Origin of the sequence: Paenibacillus sp. PAMC 26794 (assembly GCF_000316035.1) — a bacterium.
Taxonomy (GTDB): Bacteria; Bacillota; Bacilli; order Paenibacillales; family Paenibacillaceae; genus Paenibacillus.
This window is the reverse complement of sequence record NZ_ANHX01000040.1, coordinates 99459-116506: the sequence shown is the minus strand read 5'-3', so window position 1 is coordinate 116506 and position 17048 is coordinate 99459. Positions and strand designations below refer to the sequence as shown.

Annotated in this window: 17 protein-coding genes; 13 read left to right on the top strand and 4 right to left on the bottom strand. The window is 47.2% G+C overall.

The genetic code is table 11. The annotated features are described in order from the left end of the window. Window positions 1–12 precede the first annotated feature (12 nt). Together D829_RS0116325 and D829_RS0116320 are read right to left on the bottom strand one after the other, a co-directional pair. The gene (locus tag D829_RS0116325) at window positions 13–924 is read right to left on the bottom strand and encodes a TIGR01777 family oxidoreductase (RefSeq protein WP_017689989.1); all 912 of its coding nucleotides are present in this window, start codon (window positions 922–924) and stop codon (window positions 13–15) included. 159 nt (window positions 925–1083) lie between these two features. Continuing rightward, window positions 1084–1551 (bottom strand): DUF2621 domain-containing protein, encoded by a 468-nt coding sequence (locus D829_RS0116320; RefSeq protein ID WP_017689988.1) that lies wholly within the window; start codon window positions 1549–1551, stop codon window positions 1084–1086. A gap of 170 nt (window positions 1552–1721) precedes the next feature. Between D829_RS0116320 and D829_RS0116315 the strand changes: the two genes are divergently transcribed. Further along, window positions 1722–2828: a deoxyribonuclease IV gene (locus D829_RS0116315; RefSeq protein WP_017689987.1), complete on the top strand. Its 1107-nt coding sequence runs from the start codon at window positions 1722–1724 to the stop codon at window positions 2826–2828. A 42-nt stretch (window positions 2829–2870) separates the two neighbouring features. Next, complete coding sequence (gene purU, locus D829_RS0116310) at window positions 2871–3764, top strand: formyltetrahydrofolate deformylase (protein ID WP_017689986.1); 894 nt, start codon at window positions 2871–2873, stop codon at window positions 3762–3764. Window positions 3765–3838: 74 nt separating this feature from the next. Here purU and D829_RS0116305 read toward each other — a convergent pair whose 3' ends face one another. Continuing rightward, window positions 3839–4318, bottom strand: a complete 480-nt coding sequence (locus tag D829_RS0116305) for a hypothetical protein (RefSeq protein ID WP_017689985.1) — start codon at window positions 4316–4318, stop codon at window positions 3839–3841. A 438-nt stretch (window positions 4319–4756) separates the two neighbouring features. Here D829_RS0116305 and tkt point away from each other — a divergent pair, with 438 nt between their 5' ends. The 5 genes from tkt (at window position 4757) to D829_RS0116280 (ending at window position 10405) form a co-directional block, all read left to right on the top strand. Next, complete coding sequence (gene tkt / locus D829_RS0116300; protein ID WP_017689984.1) at window positions 4757–6799, top strand: transketolase; 2043 nt, start codon at window positions 4757–4759, stop codon at window positions 6797–6799. Between the two features lie 334 nt (window positions 6800–7133). Then, complete coding sequence (locus D829_RS0116295; RefSeq protein WP_017689983.1) at window positions 7134–7451, top strand: pyrimidine/purine nucleoside phosphorylase; 318 nt, start codon at window positions 7134–7136, stop codon at window positions 7449–7451. A 189-nt stretch (window positions 7452–7640) separates the two neighbouring features. Then, a complete protein-coding gene (locus tag D829_RS0116290; protein ID WP_017689982.1) occupies window positions 7641–8996 on the top strand; it encodes a glucose-6-phosphate isomerase in 1356 nt (451 codons plus the stop codon). A 168-nt stretch (window positions 8997–9164) separates the two neighbouring features. Beyond that, on the top strand, window positions 9165–9797 hold the full coding sequence (locus D829_RS0116285) for a YigZ family protein (RefSeq protein ID WP_017689981.1): 633 nt from the start codon (window positions 9165–9167) through the stop codon (window positions 9795–9797). 5 nt (window positions 9798–9802) lie between these two features. Beyond that, window positions 9803–10405, top strand: a complete 603-nt coding sequence (locus D829_RS0116280) for a TetR/AcrR family transcriptional regulator (RefSeq protein WP_017689980.1) — start codon at window positions 9803–9805, stop codon at window positions 10403–10405. 189 nt (window positions 10406–10594) lie between these two features. Here D829_RS0116280 and D829_RS0116275 read toward each other — a convergent pair whose 3' ends face one another. After that, window positions 10595–10996, bottom strand: coding sequence for a secondary thiamine-phosphate synthase enzyme YjbQ (locus D829_RS0116275; protein WP_017689979.1), 402 nt, complete (start codon window positions 10994–10996; stop codon window positions 10595–10597). 495 nt (window positions 10997–11491) lie between these two features. Between D829_RS0116275 and cysT the strand changes: the two genes are divergently transcribed. The 6 genes from cysT (at window position 11492) to D829_RS0116245 (ending at window position 16934) form a co-directional block, all read left to right on the top strand. Next, entirely contained in the window at window positions 11492–12307 is an 816-nt protein-coding gene (gene cysT / locus D829_RS0116270; protein ID WP_017689978.1) for a sulfate ABC transporter permease subunit CysT, read from the top strand. After that, window positions 12304–13101: a sulfate ABC transporter permease subunit gene (locus D829_RS0116265; protein ID WP_017689977.1), complete on the top strand. Its 798-nt coding sequence runs from the start codon at window positions 12304–12306 to the stop codon at window positions 13099–13101. Before cysT ends, D829_RS0116265 begins: the two co-directional genes overlap by 4 nt. Window position 13102: 1 nt before the next feature. Then, window positions 13103–14167, top strand: a complete 1065-nt coding sequence (gene cysA, locus D829_RS0116260) for a sulfate ABC transporter ATP-binding protein (RefSeq protein WP_017689976.1) — start codon at window positions 13103–13105, stop codon at window positions 14165–14167. A gap of 25 nt (window positions 14168–14192) precedes the next feature. After that, window positions 14193–15257: a sulfate ABC transporter substrate-binding protein gene (locus D829_RS0116255; protein ID WP_017689975.1), complete on the top strand. Its 1065-nt coding sequence runs from the start codon at window positions 14193–14195 to the stop codon at window positions 15255–15257. 157 nt (window positions 15258–15414) lie between these two features. Continuing rightward, window positions 15415–15861, top strand: coding sequence for a hypothetical protein (locus D829_RS0116250; RefSeq protein WP_017689974.1), 447 nt, complete (start codon window positions 15415–15417; stop codon window positions 15859–15861). Window positions 15862–16145: 284 nt separating this feature from the next. Further along, on the top strand, window positions 16146–16934 hold the full coding sequence (locus tag D829_RS0116245; RefSeq protein ID WP_017689973.1) for an MBL fold metallo-hydrolase: 789 nt from the start codon (window positions 16146–16148) through the stop codon (window positions 16932–16934). Window positions 16935–17048 lie beyond the last annotated feature (114 nt).

The window sequence follows — 17048 nt, the reverse complement described above, 5'->3', positions numbered from 1 at the left end:
GGCATAGTTTGATCAGTCAGATAAGCCGCGGTGTTTCAGATCTTCCAGTGCCTGGGTTAAGGTTGGGAAGGTGAACTGGAATCCGTGGTCGAGAGCTTTTTGCGGAATGACTCTCTGCCCCTGAAGCACGACAACGGATAGTTCTCCGACCAAGGTTTTAATCAGGAAGCTGGGTACGGGGAACCAGTGAGGGCGATGATACACTTTACCGACCGTACGACCGAATTCATCATTGGTAACAGGGTTCGGTGAGGAAGCATTGACCGGACCTGACACTTGTTTATTTTGAATGCTAAAATCAATGAGTCTTACGATATCCATAATGTGAATCCAGCTAGTCCATTGCTTGCCACTGCCGATCTTGCCACCAACACCCAGCATATAAGGAAGTTTCATCAATGGAAAAGCACCTCTTTTATGTCCAAGAACCAGACTCACCCGGATTTTAACGAGTCTTACATTTTTGATAGCATCTGCAGCAACTTCCCATTGTTCCGAGACCCGGGACGGGAAATTCATTGATTTTTGCGGACTGCTTTCGTCAAAGGTTTCGTTAGGAGAGGTTCCATAGATGGCCATGGCAGAAGCTTGAACGACCACTTCCGGCTTTTGTTCCAGGGATTCCACCAATCGGGCTACCCGCGCTACGGTAGTGACCCTGGATTCAACAATCTCCAGCTTCGCCTTGGTTGTCCAACGTTGATTCAGCGTTTCTCCGGCAAGGTTAACGAGAGCGTCCATACCTTCCATCAAGTGAGATTGTTCTTCGACTTGTTCCCACGATATATATGTAAGATTTTTACTTGGATTATGCAAGTCAGGCAGTTTTCGTGTAATAACTTTCACATGGTGCCCGGCTTGCAGCCAGTAATCTACAAGTGCTCCTCCCACAAATCCGGTACCTCCACAAATGGCAATTTTCATATCAAACATCCTCTCTGTATTTTCACTGCGCTGATATATACCGTTGGATCGACAAACAGCCCCGTACGGTAAGCACTGCCTGTTGGGAACAACTTACCTGACGGAGCATATCTGTATCTAATTAACCAAATCTATGTGCCACTTAACTCATCTTTTATTTTATTTAATCAAATGTTGATAAGGGGAATAATCGATTTTGTTTTTCTCCAAAAATTTTACCAAAAACTTATTATCCCGCTTCGGTGTGGCAATAATGTAACCTTTGATGCAATGATCTCTCGATACTTCCGTGGCGTTGTCTTCAACTGCAATCTTACCGATCTCTGCAGCAATGGAATGTTTGGCGATGTCACGAAATGGCCCGGGCACAGGCTCCACTAGTTGATCCAAAAAAGCTTTGGCTTCATCTGTCCATAAGTGACGGCTGGCTTCAACCCAATAATTCTGCCAATCCAGTTTGGACTTTCCGTCTGCTTTTGGTAGCACTTTCAAAAACTTGCGCATCATAAAAAATCCACCGATACACATGCTCCCAAGCAATAAAAAAGTCCAGAATGCGATCGTATTCATAAACCAATTGCTGGGGGAATAGCTGTTCAGTATCATCGCGTAGGAGTCGAAAATCATTGCGGAGTCACCTCGGTTCATTGATTTTCACGGAAAGACGGATTCCGTCTACCCATGTTCCACATATTAGCTGTCAAAAATAGCCTCTATCCCGAATTATAGCGCATTTCTAGATTTATTTCGATAATCGCGTTAGAATAAGGGATAATTCAGAATAAGGGGGATCAATAATGCTGAAAATCGGCTCCCACGTGTCCTTTTCGGACAAGGGATTATTGAGTGCAACGAAGGAAGCGTCCTCGTACGGTTCCAGTTCGTTTATGATATATACGGGTGCACCACAGAATACACGTCGCAAGCCAATTGAGTCCATGTATATTGAAGAAGGCAAGGTTGCCATGCAAGAGGGTGGAATGGAAGATATCGTTGTTCATGCACCGTACATTGTTAATCTTGGCTCATACAAAGATAATACGTTTAGACTGGCTGTAGATTTCCTTCAGGAAGAGATTCGTCGGACACATGCTATTGGTGTGAAGAACATCGTATTACATCCCGGCGCATTTACAGACAAAGATGCCCACTATGGGATCGGACGGATCGCAGAAGGATTGAATGAAGTGCTGGAGGGTGTGAAAGACACGGATGTGAACATCGCTCTGGAGACTATGGCTGGCAAAGGTACGGAGATGGGTCGCAGTTTCGAAGAGATCGCTCAGATTATCGAGAAAGTAACATATAACGAGCGCCTGACTGTGTGTATGGATACATGTCACATTCATGATGCCGGATATGATATCGTTAATGATTTTGACGGTGTACTGGAACAATTCGATCGCACGGTAGGACTTGACCGCATTGCCGTAATGCATATTAATGATAGTAAGAATGCTGTGGGTGCGCACAAGGACCGTCATACACCAATTGGCTCTGGCTGGATCGGGTTTGAAGCGATTAACCGCATCGTCAACCATGAGAAGCTTCAAGGACGTCCATTTATTCTGGAGACACCTTGGATTGGTAAAGAGGCCAAGACACAGCGTCCAATGTATGAGGTGGAGATTGCGCTGCTTCGTGGGGATGTTGCCGGTCGATTCGGCCAGGATTTCCTGACAGAAGTAGAACAGTTGCAACACTTTTTCAAAGGTAAAGAGATTGAGTCTCGTTCGTATATTCTGGATGTGTGGACGTTGCTCAAAAATGATGCCAAAGCCAAAAAGGCAGATCCGCGCGAACCGCTGGAACGCCTCTATGACATGGTGACTGAAGCTGCACTATTCCCGCATTTGAATGAAGAACAACTGAATCATCGCTTGATTGCATGGCTTGCGGGTTAATCCCGCAGGTCATGGCTTAATTGAAGGAGGAAGAATAACCCGATGGAGATCCACGCTAAACAAGTACGCCCTGATTCTAAAAACCGCGCCGATCGTGCGCGCATGCTTATTTCCTGTCCGGATGGTCCAGGAATTGTAGCTGCCGTATCTCATTTCCTGCACCAGCATGGTGCAAACATTGTTCAGTCGGACCAGTATACAATGGACCCTGCTGGCGGCATGTTCTTTATGCGGATTGAGTTTGATCTTCCGCAATTGTTGGTCAATTTGCCGAAACTGGAAGCTGATTTTGCAGAAGTAGCAAGCCGTTTCCAGATGGAATGGACGTTATCTGCGGTCAGCCGCAAGAAGAAACTGGCTATCTTTGTGTCCAAAGAAGATCACTGTCTGGTTGAATTGTTGTGGCAATGGCAGGCAGGCGACCTGGATGCAGATATTGCGCTTGTGGTCAGCAACCATCTGGACATGAAGGACTATGTAGAATCATTTGGCATTCCATATCATCATATCCCAGTTACAGCAGATACGAAAAAAGAAGCGGAACAGCGCCAACTGGACGTCATCGGCAACGATGTGGATGTGATCATTCTGGCTCGTTACATGCAGATTATCTCTCCGATGTTCATTGAGCATTACCGCAATCGAATCATTAATATTCACCATTCGTTCCTGCCAGCCTTCGTGGGTGGTAAACCGTATGCGCAGGCGTACAACCGCGGTGTCAAAATTATCGGTGCGACAGCGCACTATGTTACGGAAGAACTGGATGGTGGCCCGATTATTGAACAGGACGTGCAGCGAGTTAGCCATGGGGACGATGTAACCGAGCTGAAGCGTATTGGACGAACCATTGAGCGTGTTGTGCTCGCACGTGCCGTGAAATGGCATGTCGAAGACCGTGTTCTTGTTCATGAAAATAAAACCGTTGTATTTTAAGCTCACGCTTTAATACTGTGCAAGGTTGATTCGGAACCACGTAATAGACTAACAATAAAGCGACCCCAATTCGTTTACGAAACGGGAGTCGCTTTTTTTGTTGTGTTGATATACTTTCCGCACAAGCCAAGCACAATACCAAACAGCAGATGTCCAATAATCCAATAGAGGATGGCGGACACATCGTACAGGTCGGGCACACGTGATGACAATTGAGAGAGTGGGATATAGAGCAGGGACGAAACTGCACCAAGTAAAATTCCTTTGATCATAGGGCGGCCTGAATGCCTTACCCACCACAGATAGAAGATACCGATGACAACGGACACGATGAGATGCAAAGCAAATTCAATGAATTCGGGTAAGGTTGGCGGAAGACCAGGCACAAAATCAATATTCAGCAGCAGAGTATATACTTGTTCACCAGTGTTGGCCTGAATCATTTTGAGGAAAAATCCCAGGACAACTCCCGAGAGAATTCCCGTTAAAATACCGCATAGCCAGGGTAATGAGTGTTTTACCGATGTTGATGGGTGAGCAGCAGGATCTGGCATAATCGCGACCTCCTATGATTGACACGTGTACATCTATAAAAAAGTAAAGCACAGCCCGAATTTCGTAATCCATATTAAGGAACATTATATGTGAATTGAGGATGAATATCTAAAAAATGCATGGTTTTCAGGTTAAAGGTTATACTTCATGCGATGGATTTGCGAGGCTCCTTAAGTCTGCTTTTGGAATTTAGTACCTTGTACAGTACGATTTTTGCTTGATAGGCCAAGGATTATTCATCACAAACCACCGATTTTTCACGAACTTCTAAAAGAAGGTTATGGAAAAGCTCCACGCCAAGTGATACAATACAAAAGTGAATAAGTCAAAATGAAACACTCAAGCGGATTCACTTATTGTGAAATTCGGTTTGCTTGTATGATGAGAGGGATTCGCTTGCGCACCCGACTTATCTAAAGACATGAGGAGGACAAACCATGACGGACAAGAACGAAGCGATTCAAAAGGACGAGAACACTACAATCGACAACCTGTCGATTACTACCGTACGTACTTTGGCGATTGATGCAATTGAGAAGGCAAATTCCGGACATCCGGGTATGCCTATGGGCTCCGCTCCAATGGGGTACCAACTTTTTGCAAAAACGATGACTCATAACCCGGACCACCCAACTTGGGTTAACCGGGACCGTTTTGTCCTGTCTGCAGGACATGGCTCCATGTTGTTGTACAGCTTGCTGCACCTGAGCGGATATGATCTTCCAATGGAAGAACTGAAACAGTTCCGTCAATGGGGAAGCAAAACTCCGGGTCACCCGGAATTCGGACATACTGCAGGTGTTGATGCAACTACAGGCCCACTGGGTCAAGGTATTGCAATGGCTGTAGGTATGGCGATGGCTGAAGCTCAACTGGGTGCAACATACAATAAAGACAAATTCAACGTAGTTGACCACTACACTTACGCAATCTGTGGTGATGGTGACTTGATGGAAGGCGTATCTCATGAATCAGCTTCCTTGGCTGGACGTTTGCACTTGGGCAAACTGATCATGTTGTTCGACTCCAATGACATCACGTTGGATGGTAAATTGGATCTGTCTTCTTCCGAAAGCATCGCGAAGCGTTTTGACGCTTATGGCTGGCAAGTGCTGCGCGTTGAAGATGGTAATGATCTGCCTGCAATCGAAAAAGCAATTCAGGAAGGTCAAGCAGATACACTGCGTCCTACACTGATCGAAGTTAAAACGGTTATCGGTTATGGTAGCCCGAACAAACAAGGTAAAGGCGGCCACGGCGGTACTCACGGATCTCCACTGGGTGCAGACGAAGCCAAATTGACTAAAGAGTATTACAAATGGGTTTACGAAGAAAACTTCCACGTACCAGCTGAAGTTCGCGATCACTTTGCACAAGTGAAAGATCGTGGTATCTCTGCTAACAAAGCTTGGGACGAGAAATTTGCCGAGTACAAAAAAGCTTTCCCTGAGCTGGCAGCTCAATTCGAAACAGCGATTAACGGCGACCTTCCAGAAGGTTGGGACCGTGATCTTCCTAAATATGCAGCAACAGACAAAGCTCTTTCCACTCGTGTAGCATCCGGTAACGCTTTGAACGGTCTGGCGCACAACGTGCCACAACTGACAGGCGGATCTGCTGACTTGGAAAGCTCCACAATGACTCACCTGAACAACCTAGAGAACTTCACACCTGAAGATTACTCCGGCCGTAACATCTACTTCGGTATCCGTGAATTCGGTATGGCTGGAGCAATGAACGGTATGGCACTGCACAGCGGTGTGAAAGTATTCGGAGGTACGTTCTTCGTATTTACCGATTACCTGCGTCCGGCTGTTCGTCTGGCTGCCCTGATGGGATTACCTGTAACGTATGTTCTGACTCACGACAGTATCGCTGTTGGTGAAGATGGTCCTACGCACGAACCGATCGAGCAATTGGCATCCCTGCGTATCATTCCTAACCTGACGGTTATTCGTCCGGCTGACGGTAATGAAACTTCGGCTGCTTGGGCTTACGCGCTTGAGAACAAGAGCAACCCGGTTGCACTCGTACTCACTCGTCAAAACCTGCCGATCCTGGAAGGTACGGTTGAAGGTTCACGTGAGAACGTGAAACGTGGTGCTTATGTTGTCTCTGATGCAAAAGATGGCAAAGCGGTAGCACAAATTATCGCTACAGGTTCTGAAGTGCAATTGGCTGTTAAAGCTCAAGCAGCACTTGCAGAACAAGGCATCCAAGTTCGCGTAATCAGCATGCCAAGCTGGGATCTGTTCGAGAAACAAGACAAAGCTTATAAAGAGTCCGTTCTTCTTCCGGATGTTAAAGCTCGTCTTGCAATTGAAATGGCTTATCCAATGGGCTGGGAGAAATATGTTGGCGATCAAGGTGACATTCTCGGAATCAGCACATTCGGTGCATCCGCGCCTGGCGACCGTGTTATCCAAGAATATGGCTTTACAGTGGATAACGTGGTTAGCCGCGTAAAAGCATTGCTGTAATAGAGGTTGTTCAAAAAGTCTGCATTTGATTACGAAGGATGCCTCACGGCATCATCAGCGTCGAATATGGGATTCAGCCGAAATGTCCGTTGCTCACGTAGTTTTCTCCTACGCTCCGCTACTCCATTTCTAGCTTCATCCCATCTTCTCGGTACTGAAAACCTGACTTTTTGAACACGCACTTATAGCTTCATAAGCGCTGTTATGGTTGGGAGGGCATCATGCTGTCCTGATCCATGGCAGTAAGTTATTTCCGCAGAGATGGGCGGTGACTCGTTATCGCCCTGATCTGTTTTGCCTTTTGTTTTCATTAACTTCAGGGGAGCGGGTACGCATGTCACAATTCGATCAAGTCAGTGTAGTGAAAGAGGCCAACATTTATTATGATGGTCAGGTAACCAGCAGAACGGTTATTTTGGGGGATGGCAGCAAAGTGACTCTGGGCATCATGCTTCCAGGCAGTTATGAGTTCGGTACGGATTCCCGTGAAATCATGGAGATTCTGTCCGGAGATCTGAAAGTATTGCTTCCCGGAGAAGAAGAGTGGCAAGAGATTCAAGGTCAAGCTACGTTCCACGTGCCTGCCGAATCCAAATTTAAACTGGAGATACGCAGCGTTACTGACTACGTCTGCTCGTACCCGGCGGAATAACATAAGAAGGGTAAGCAGAACCGCAACCCGCGGATTCGGTTTACCCTTTTTGCTTCTTGAATTCTAACGACAAATTTCGAGCTGCAAGCTTGTCAGCCCCGTGGATTTGAAGTATCCTTAAGGCAAGTTGTTTAGAATGGAATACGGATACGGAAATAATATAACCGAAATCAGGAGGTTTTTGAGATCATGGCAAAAAAAGTGACATTTGACTATAGCACGGCATTGCAATTTGTAAATCAGCACGAAGTGGACTATTTCGCAGAACCGATTCGTTTGGCTCACGAGCAGCTTCACAACGGAACAGGAACAGGCTCCGATTATCTGGGCTGGATTGACCTGCCAACGGCTTATGACAAAGAAGAGTTCGCTCGCATTCAAAAAGCGGCTGCCAAAATCCAAAGCGACTCCGAAGTACTGATCGTTATCGGTATCGGTGGATCATACCTAGGTGCACGTGCAGCGATTGAAATGCTGACTCACTCTTTCTATAACAATCTGCCAAAAGACAAACGCAAAACGCCTGAAATCTATTTTGCAGGAAACAATATCAGTTCCACATATGTAACTCATTTGCTGGATCTGGTTGAAGGCAAAGATTTCTCCGTCAACGTTATCTCCAAATCCGGTACAACCACAGAGCCGGCAATCGCATTCCGTATCTTCCGTGCAGCACTGGAAGAGAAATATGGTAAAGAAGAAGCTCGCAAACGCATCTATGCTACAACAGACAAAGCGCGTGGTGCACTGAAAGAACTGGCAAATGCAGAAGGATACGAATCTTTCATTATCCCGGATGATGTAGGCGGACGTTACTCCGTTCTGACAGCTGTAGGTTTGCTGCCAATCGCAGCAGCTGGTATCAGCATCGAAGAAATGATGCAAGGTGCGGCTGACGCATCCAAAGAATACAGCAACCCGAACGTAGCTGAGAATGAAGCATATCAATATGCTGCTGTTCGTAACGCATTGTATCGCAAAGGCAAAGGCACTGAGATCCTTGTAAACTATGAGCCATCCCTGCACTTCGTGTCCGAGTGGTGGAAACAACTGTTTGGAGAGAGTGAAGGTAAAGACTACAAAGGGATCTATCCTGCATCTGTTGATTTCTCCACAGACTTGCACTCCATGGGTCAATTCATTCAGGAAGGTAGCCGGAATATTTTCGAAACTGTCATTCAGGTTACTGAAGTTGCAGAGCATATCTCGATCAAATCCGATCCGGACGATCTGGATGGCCTGAACTTCCTTGAAGGCAAAACCATGGACTTTGTTAACAAAAAAGCGTTCCAGGGAACACTGCTTGCACATACGGATGGTCAAGTACCAAACCTGATTGTGAACATTCCAGATATGACTCCATATTCTTTCGGATATCTGGTATACTTCTTTGAAAAAGCATGCGGTATCAGTGGCTACCTGCTGGGCGTCAATCCATTTGACCAACCAGGCGTGGAAGCTTACAAGAAAAATATGTTCGCATTGCTGGGCAAACCAGGCTTTGAAGAAGAGAAAGCAGCGCTCGAAGCGAGACTTTCCGAATAATTCATCGGTCTGCTCATATAGTTGAATAAGGTAATGTAAATCTATCCGGGAATCACTGTTCAAGTAAGATGCAGGGTTTCCGGGTGTAGATAACCAGGGCAGTTCGTCCGCGTTCGCGCGGTGAACTGCTTTCTTGTAAAATGGATCAAATTAGAAAGTTGGATAGGAATGATTGAACGTTATCGCACGGTTCGAGGACCGGGCAATCTGGAAATTGTAATCAAGAAGTCGCGATTTATCGGTCATATTATGCCGGTCACGACAGAGGAAGAGGCTGTTACCTTTATTGATGAGATCAAGAAAAAACATTGGAATGCAACTCATAACTGCTCTGCATACATGATTGGGGAGCGGGATGAGATCCAGAAGCAATCCGATGACGGTGAACCCAGCGGAACAGCAGGGAAACCCATTCTTGAAGTGATCAAAAATCAGAAATTAAAAAATGTGGCAATTGTGGTTACGCGATACTTCGGGGGAATTATGCTTGGAGCTGGCGGGTTAATTCGTGCTTATACGGATGGAGCTGTAGCAGCCATTGAAGCCGGAGAAGCCATTACCAACGTGCTGCATCGTGAAGTGTTTGTTGAACTGGATTATACGTGGCTGGGTAAAGTGGAAAATGAGTTAAGAAGCCGGGAAGTCCGTACAGGTGAAACTGGATTCACCGATAAGGTTACGTTGACTTGTCTTCCGCCGGATAGTGAAACCGAGGCTTTTATAGCCTGGATCACGGATTTGACGCAAGGGCAATCCCGGATCACGGAGGGACAGCGGCTTTATTTTATTGAAGGGGAATAAAATATATGGCTAGAAGAGCAGTCGAACAGGAGTTGTCGAGGGAGCGGATACTGGAGGCGGCGAGGCACCTTTTTATTACCAAAGGATACCGCGCCATTTCGATGCGAAGCATCGGCCAGCATCTGGGCTATAGTCATGGGTCGCTGTATTATCACTTTAAGGAAAAGGCAGAGCTGTTCTATGCCATCGTGGTTGAGGATTTCAATCATCTGGGGCATTTACTGCTGCAAGCCATGGTCAGGCCGGTTCGTGATGATGTGAGCAAGGTAGAGCACATTATGATGGAGTTTATTCGCTTTGGTCTGGAGAACCCTTACCAATACGAAATTATGTTTATGATCAGGGACGAAGAACTGTTGTCTTATTGTCGTACCGAACAGGGACGCTGCTTCGAATTGTTTGCATCCATTATAAGGCAGTACATGAATGAAGAGAATTGTACAGAAGAGGACATTCAAAGGGTACCGCGTACGCTATTTTTGGCTATGCACGGATTCATTTCTTATTACATTCAGGACCGTTTAACGTTTGTGGAGATTGAATCGTCTGCGCTGTCTCATGTCAAAGTGCTGTGCCGCAATCTGGGTCAGCAGCCTGGCGTCCAATAATGGCGCTATTGTTGCACCCCTACACTTCAGGGCGGTGATTTGTCATAACTTTAATTCTTTATAACGTTGTCTCGCGAAAGTTAGTATGCGCAGCAGACCAAGTCAGGCGGCTCCGACCCGGAATGAGGGTGGACCGCCTGTTTGTGTTTGCAAAAATGAATGAGTGGGTGGCAGGCCTATTGGACACAACTAACCTTCCATGATTTTGAGAAAATACTCCCGCTCACGTGGTCCATCGAATTCGCAAAAGTAAATGCCTTGCCAGCGGCCAAGCAGCAGCCTGCCTTCGTGAATAATCACCGTCTGTGATGGCCCTGTTGTGATCGATTTGAGGTGAGAGGCTGTATTGCCTTCGGCATGTCGATACTCGGGATGCTCCCAAGGGTACACTTCGTTCAGGCGCAACAACACATCGTGTTTCACATCCGGGTCTGCATTTTCGTTGATGGCAATACCTGCCGTCGTATGTGGACAGTAGATGAGCACCGTCCCATTCTGAACCCCGCTACTCTGGACAACCTGCTTTACGTCCCATGTGATATCCTTCATTTCATCTCGTGTGGAAGTGGATATATTCTTCGTATATAACATGTTAGATCGCTCCTTATGATTTCATTTCATACCCTCGATTGTACCTTAACCACTACATACCAAACAAACCACATATGAAGACGGATATGTGAATCGCACAATAACGGAGAGGTCAGAAATAACCTGAAGAAGCGGAAGCTAAAAGCTTTCTGTAAGAAAGCTGCTTCGGAAGCATAAGCCTCGCCTTTATCACCGGATTTCCCCTTAAAAAAGGGGATCAAAGAAATCTGGGGATAACAGTGATCGGAAGGTTGTTCTGGCCGCCCAGTGTACAGTGCGATTTTTATTAATCGTTCTTATATGTGGCCTAATTATATTCAATAAAAGCATTGACGATTAGCACTGCAAACTGGTAAAGTATCAGAAAAGCAAAACCAAGTAGACTAATGGGAATAATATTAAAGTAATATCATCCAACTTAGGAAAAAATGTCGTATTGAATCCAGAAAGACTGCCGACCGGAGCTAAAGCCGGAGGCTGGGAGGGAACGCAGCAATGAATACCGTTCTTCGTCATAAGGGATGGACTTGGGGATTCCGCAGTACCGTATTGTTATATTTTATCGTACTTATTGTACTTCCAATCATCGGTGTGTACGTCAATTCCTTCTCCGAAGGATGGAGCAACTTTGTTCAGAGCATTATGGACCCCATCGCGTGGAAAGCCGTACTGCTGACCATTCGGCTGGCCGTCATTGCCACGCTGATTAATGTGGTTTTGGGCACGATGATCGCCTGGGTGCTGACAAGGTATCGCTTTGTGGGCCGATCGTTTCTTAACAGTCTGGTTGATCTCCCGTTTGCGCTACCAACAGCGGTAGGCGGATTAATGATTATGCTGCTTTTGGGTCCGGTCAGTGCCATCGGGAAACTGGCAGAATCCATGGGATTTGAGATTGTATTTCACCAGCCCGCAATTGTTATCGCGATGACCTTTGTCACGTTTCCGTTTGTTATCCGTGCGGTGCAGCCTTTGCTGGAAGAAATCGATCCTTCCGAGGAAGAGGCCTCGTACACGATGGGAGCATCCAAGGCTCGCACGTTCATGCAGGTTATTCTGCCGTCCATGGCACCTGGCATGATCAGTGGGGGGATGCTGGCTTTCTCGAGAGGACTGGCTGAATTCGGGGCTGTTGTGCTGGTGGCTGGTAACATTCCGGGAAGAACACTGACTGCTTCCGTATTTATCTACGGGGAGATTGAAAGTGATAATCCAACGGGAGCCGCTGCGGTATCCGTGTTGCTCCTGACGCTCTCCTTCCTGATCCTCTGGCTGATCAATCTGGTGCAGATGCGGGGGAGAAGACGATGAGACGACTGTTAATCGGACTGACGTTTGCGGTATTTATTGTACTGCTGATCATCCCGCTTGGACGCATTTTTATAGGCGCATTTGAAGACGGGGCAGGTGGATTCCTGAAAGGGCTGATGCGCCCTGAGGCGTTACACGCTTTGATGATGACCGGACTGGTGGTCCTGGTGGTCACCCTGTTAAATACATTGTTTGGCATCATGATGGCTCTGTATCTGGTTCGTGCCGGATGGCTGAGTGAACGGATAAAAGGGCTGCTGAACAGCATTGTAGATCTGCCTTATGCCGTATCTCCTGTCATTGGCGGTTTGATGATTGTGTTGATGTTGGGACCTAACAGCATTATGGGTGCTTTTTTTGAAGGGATTGGATTCAATGTGGTCTATGCCTTCCCGGGTATGGTAATCGCAACGTTATTTGTTACCTTTCCACTGATGGTCAGAGAGGTTATGCCTGTCCTGCAGGAACTCGGTTCTCAGCAAGAGGAGGCCGCATCTACACTTGGCGCTTACGGCTGGAGAACGTTCTGGAGTGTGACATGGCCTTCGATCCGCTGGGCGGTAGTGTATGGTCTAGTCTTGACGGTTGCGCGCTCGCTTGGGGAATTCGGTGCAGTGCTGGTGGTATCCGGTAATATTATGAACAAAACGCAGACAGCAACAACCTTGGTGTATCAGGATGTTGAGAATTTTAATGTGGCTGCCGCAAATGGTGTGGCATTGGTGCTGGTTACCTTCTCCGTCGGGCTGTTGCTCATGATGGAATGGGCCAAGAAGCGAAAGGAAGTGCATTGATATGCATGTAGAAGTCCGTGATCTGAACAAACATTTCGGTGATTTTCATGCGGTAAAAGATGTCTCATTCGATATTGCCAAAGGCCATCTGATCGGTCTACTTGGACCCAGCGGAGGTGGGAAAACATCCATTCTGCGGATGCTGGCGGGCCTGGAGAATCCGGGTTCTGGTGAGATTCGTTTCCATGGAAAAGTCGTGAACCATCTGCCTCCACAGGAGCGGGGCATCGGATTCGTGTTTCAGAACTATGCCTTGTTCAAACATATGACGGTATTTGAGAATATCGCCTTTGGACTCAAGGTCAAGAAGACACCAAAAGCCCAGATCCGTGATCGGGTGATGGAACTTGTTGAACTGACCGGGTTAAAAGGTTTTGAACAGCGGTATCCACATCAGTTATCTGGTGGACAGCGTCAGCGTGTTGCTTTTGCCAGAGCACTCGCCCCGGAGCCACAGCTGTTATTGCTGGATGAACCGTTCGCGGCCATTGATGCCAAGATCCGTCAGGAACTGCGTTCATGGTTACGTGAGCTAATCGAGCGGGTAGGAATCACTTCGATTTTTGTAACGCATGACCAGGATGAAGCGATTGAAGTGGCGGACGAGATTATGATTATCAGCCAAGGTCGTCTTGAGCAGAAGGGCACACCTTGGGATATCTACAAAAACCCGCAGACACCGTTTGTGGCTACATTTATCGGGGAGTCTACGGTTGTGGAGGATGCCTCCCAATTGAAAGGATTCGAACATGCCGTCGAGGGTGAAGGTACACGAGCGCTGATCCGACCGGAGTATATTGAGATCGGCTTGAAAAATGAGTTCACCATGTTGTCTGCAACGGAAAAAGGTACAGTCAAACATCTTCATTTCCGCGGCAGTGAATGGATGGTAGAGGTGGACGTACAGGGTCATAAGTTAATCACATACCGTTCCCTGGAGAAGACGACATTGGAGATCGGTCAACAAATTCGAGTCCTTGTACACCGTGCATACCTGTTCAATGACTCCAACAGTTGGGTGGTTGAGAACCGACTGAAGGAAGATCCGATGCCGGTGATGATTTAGATCAAGTGGAAGAAAGGGGCTGCCCATGCAGACGAGGAAGAAGAAAGCCATACTCTTATACGTTGCCCTCATGCTTCTGCTCGTCTGCATGACCGCTGGATGCAGCAAGCAGGAGGAGTCAAGCGAACAGAACGAGCCCTCTAGTAACGATTCATCCAATACGCTGGTGATTGGCGCTTATAGTGTAGCAAAAGACGCTGTAGGCGAGTTGCTACCCAAGTTCCAAGAGGAGTGGAAGGCAAAAACCGGACAGACAATTAACTTCCAGGAATCCTATGAAGCTTCAGGTACACAGGCAAGAGCCATCGTTGGTGGATTCGAGGCTGATGTGGCCTTGCTCGCGATGGAGAGTGATATCGAGAAGCTGGTCAAAGCCGATCTGGTTAGCTCCGATTGGAAACAGACCCCGAATGAGGGTATGATCACCCGTTCGATTGTTGTTCTGGGCACAAGAGCAGGCAACCCGCTGGGGATTCGTGATTTTCAGGATTTAACCAAGCCGGGAGTGAAGGTGCTCTACCCTAATCCAAAGACATCCGGGGGCGCACAATGGGATATCAATGCCATTTACGGTGCTGGATTAAAACTGTCGGAGGAGCAAGAGGGGAAGAAAGATCCTGCCGCAGCCAAGGCTTTTCTCGAACAGGTACATCGTAACGTTGAATCATTGGACAAGAGTGGGCGTTCTTCGATGGCGGCATTCGAGTATGGTGTGGGTGATGTAATCGTCACGTATGAAAATGAATTGCTTGCCCGGATCGCCAAAGGTGTAGATTATGACATCGTCATTCCTAAAAATACGATCCTGATTGAGAACCCGGCAGTTGTGGTGAATAATTATGCTGATAAACATGGGAATCGTGAACTGGCGGAAGCTTTTGTCGCATATTTGCGTACACCAGAAGCACAGCGTATTTTTGCCAAGCATGGTTTTCGTTCAGTAGATCCGGATGTATTTGCACAGACCGAGTCGACATTCCCAACGCCAGAAGGACTATTTGATATCAACTATCTGGGTGGATGGGACGAGGTACGCAATACGTTGTACTCCAAACGCGGCGTGTGGTATCAGGTGCTTGCTGGATTATGAGTATGGCTGATGTAATCGAATAGGTAACCAAGCATGTGGATACTAAACCTTCATTTCAATGGAAGTAGAGATGGAGGTTTTTTACTGCCAAAAGGTTATAATAGAGGTATACTGAATCATGATTGTTACATAGTATCTGCAGGAAGGTGTGAGTTGAATGAGTTCAGAGATTAAATTATCCCAAAGTACAGCGATTCGACTGGAGCAGGCCCGCGGTAAGGGGATGCCTGAGGAAGAACTATTAAAAGCCATTCAAGCCAAAGATGTTTCCGCTTTTGACGCCGTGTCTGAAGAGGAATACCGATATAACGAATTTTTCTCGTATGCGGACGAGCATGGTGAAAATCTGGAGGCAGCAGTAAAAGACGGGTACCGGATTACCTTTAATACGCGTGGTGGACTCGGAATCTGGTTGGAGAAGGCCTTTATGGTGCAGCCAGAGAAAGATTTCACGGTGGGTGAAGGAATCGTTACCGGATTACAGTTGAAACCGGAGCAGGCAGAGGTGCTGGCAGAGCGGCTTGCGTCGAACTGGGTGATTACGGATTCGAAGGATGTACCTGAGGGTCAGGAACTGACGTTGAAGCTGCGGGCACTGGTATAGTTCCAGCGCCGAGTGGATGTGACTCGAATTAATCGGTCGTGGCCTGTTTAAAAGGTAAGGCCTGATCTTCAAGCGGATGACCCGCTTATAAGGTTGCACCACATGCTGACGAAGCGTACGCTCCCGAATGGAGCGAAGCATGGAATTAAAGTCTGACGGTGAACGGTCAGACCACAGACTGTCCCGAATTGCAGTTGGAGAACTGCAGCGGGATGGTCTTTTTTTTGCAAAAACGGAGGTGGACGATTACAATCTACATATCATTAATTCAGGGGGAATGCGGATTGAATCAGCTAACATTTCTGGGCACTGGCGATGCGATGGGCGTTCCACGTGTGTATTGTGATTGCGAAGTATGTACAGAGGCGAGGCTTACGGGAGAGAATAAACGGAAACGCTCTTCTGTTCTGATTGACGGTGGTGGGGATGGTGCGAGTGAACAGTTCATGATTGACTGCGGACCAGACTGGAGATCACAGATGGAGGATCAGGGGTTGCGTATGGTGCATACGTTGCTCATCACCCATGCCCATTTTGACCATATTGGAGGATTGCCAGAATGGGCGGATGCATGCCGCTGGTTGGGTGTAAAGGGGCGTTTGTATGCACCACGTGAAGTGATTGCTACCATTAAGGGACAGTTTCCCTGGCTGGGTCGTCATATGGACTTTATGGAAACGGATGGCGGTATTGAACTAGGCGGCTGGAAGGTACATTCCTGGAAAGTCTGCCATGGACATAACGGATATTCGTACGCATATCGATTTGATCGAGACGGGTATAGCTGGGCGTACTGTTCAGATGCTATTGACCTGAAGACATCCGAAAAAGAGTCGTTGCACGGACTGGATCTACTGGTGCTTGGAACAAGCTTTGTGCATGAACTTGCGGAATTCTCAACACGTTCCGTGTACGATATGCGTGAGGCGCAGGAGCTGCTGTGGGAACTGAAGCCGGGTCATACTTATTTTACACATATGTCTCATGACGTCGATGTACAGCAGAATTATAACCTGGATCAAGGTATTACGATTGCCCTTACCGGGATGAAGGTGCCGCTTGGAACCTTATAGACTTCAAGTGGGAGAGGGGATCAAAAATAAATTCAGAAGAGCGTATCCTTTACAAGGGGTTCTTCGTTTACATAGTGTAAGTCAAAATCAATCAGGAACCAGCAAAGGGGGGCC

Bases quoted from the DNA above. Each gene is read 5' to 3' on its own strand.
- D829_RS0116325 (WP_017689989.1), bottom strand. From the start codon at position 924: ATGAAAATTGCCATTTGTGGAGGTACCGGATTTGTGGGAGGAGCACTT.
- D829_RS0116320 (WP_017689988.1), bottom strand. From the start codon at position 1,551: ATGATTTTCGACTCCTACGCGATGATACTGAACAGCTATTCCCCCAGC.
- D829_RS0116315 (WP_017689987.1), top strand. From the start codon at position 1,722: ATGCTGAAAATCGGCTCCCACGTGTCCTTTTCGGACAAGGGATTATTG.
- purU (WP_017689986.1), top strand. From the start codon at position 2,871: ATGGAGATCCACGCTAAACAAGTACGCCCTGATTCTAAAAACCGCGCC.
- D829_RS0116305 (WP_017689985.1), bottom strand. From the start codon at position 4,318: ATGCCAGATCCTGCTGCTCACCCATCAACATCGGTAAAACACTCATTA.
- tkt (WP_017689984.1), top strand. From the start codon at position 4,757: ATGACGGACAAGAACGAAGCGATTCAAAAGGACGAGAACACTACAATC.
- D829_RS0116295 (WP_017689983.1), top strand. From the start codon at position 7,134: ATGTCACAATTCGATCAAGTCAGTGTAGTGAAAGAGGCCAACATTTAT.
- D829_RS0116290 (WP_017689982.1), top strand. From the start codon at position 7,641: ATGGCAAAAAAAGTGACATTTGACTATAGCACGGCATTGCAATTTGTA.
- D829_RS0116285 (WP_017689981.1), top strand. From the start codon at position 9,165: ATGATTGAACGTTATCGCACGGTTCGAGGACCGGGCAATCTGGAAATT.
- D829_RS0116280 (WP_017689980.1), top strand. From the start codon at position 9,803: ATGGCTAGAAGAGCAGTCGAACAGGAGTTGTCGAGGGAGCGGATACTG.
- D829_RS0116275 (WP_017689979.1), bottom strand. From the start codon at position 10,996: ATGTTATATACGAAGAATATATCCACTTCCACACGAGATGAAATGAAG.
- cysT (WP_017689978.1), top strand. From the start codon at position 11,492: ATGAATACCGTTCTTCGTCATAAGGGATGGACTTGGGGATTCCGCAGT.
- D829_RS0116265 (WP_017689977.1), top strand. From the start codon at position 12,304: ATGAGACGACTGTTAATCGGACTGACGTTTGCGGTATTTATTGTACTG.
- cysA (WP_017689976.1), top strand. From the start codon at position 13,103: ATGCATGTAGAAGTCCGTGATCTGAACAAACATTTCGGTGATTTTCAT.
- D829_RS0116255 (WP_017689975.1), top strand. From the start codon at position 14,193: ATGCAGACGAGGAAGAAGAAAGCCATACTCTTATACGTTGCCCTCATG.
- D829_RS0116250 (WP_017689974.1), top strand. From the start codon at position 15,415: ATGAGTTCAGAGATTAAATTATCCCAAAGTACAGCGATTCGACTGGAG.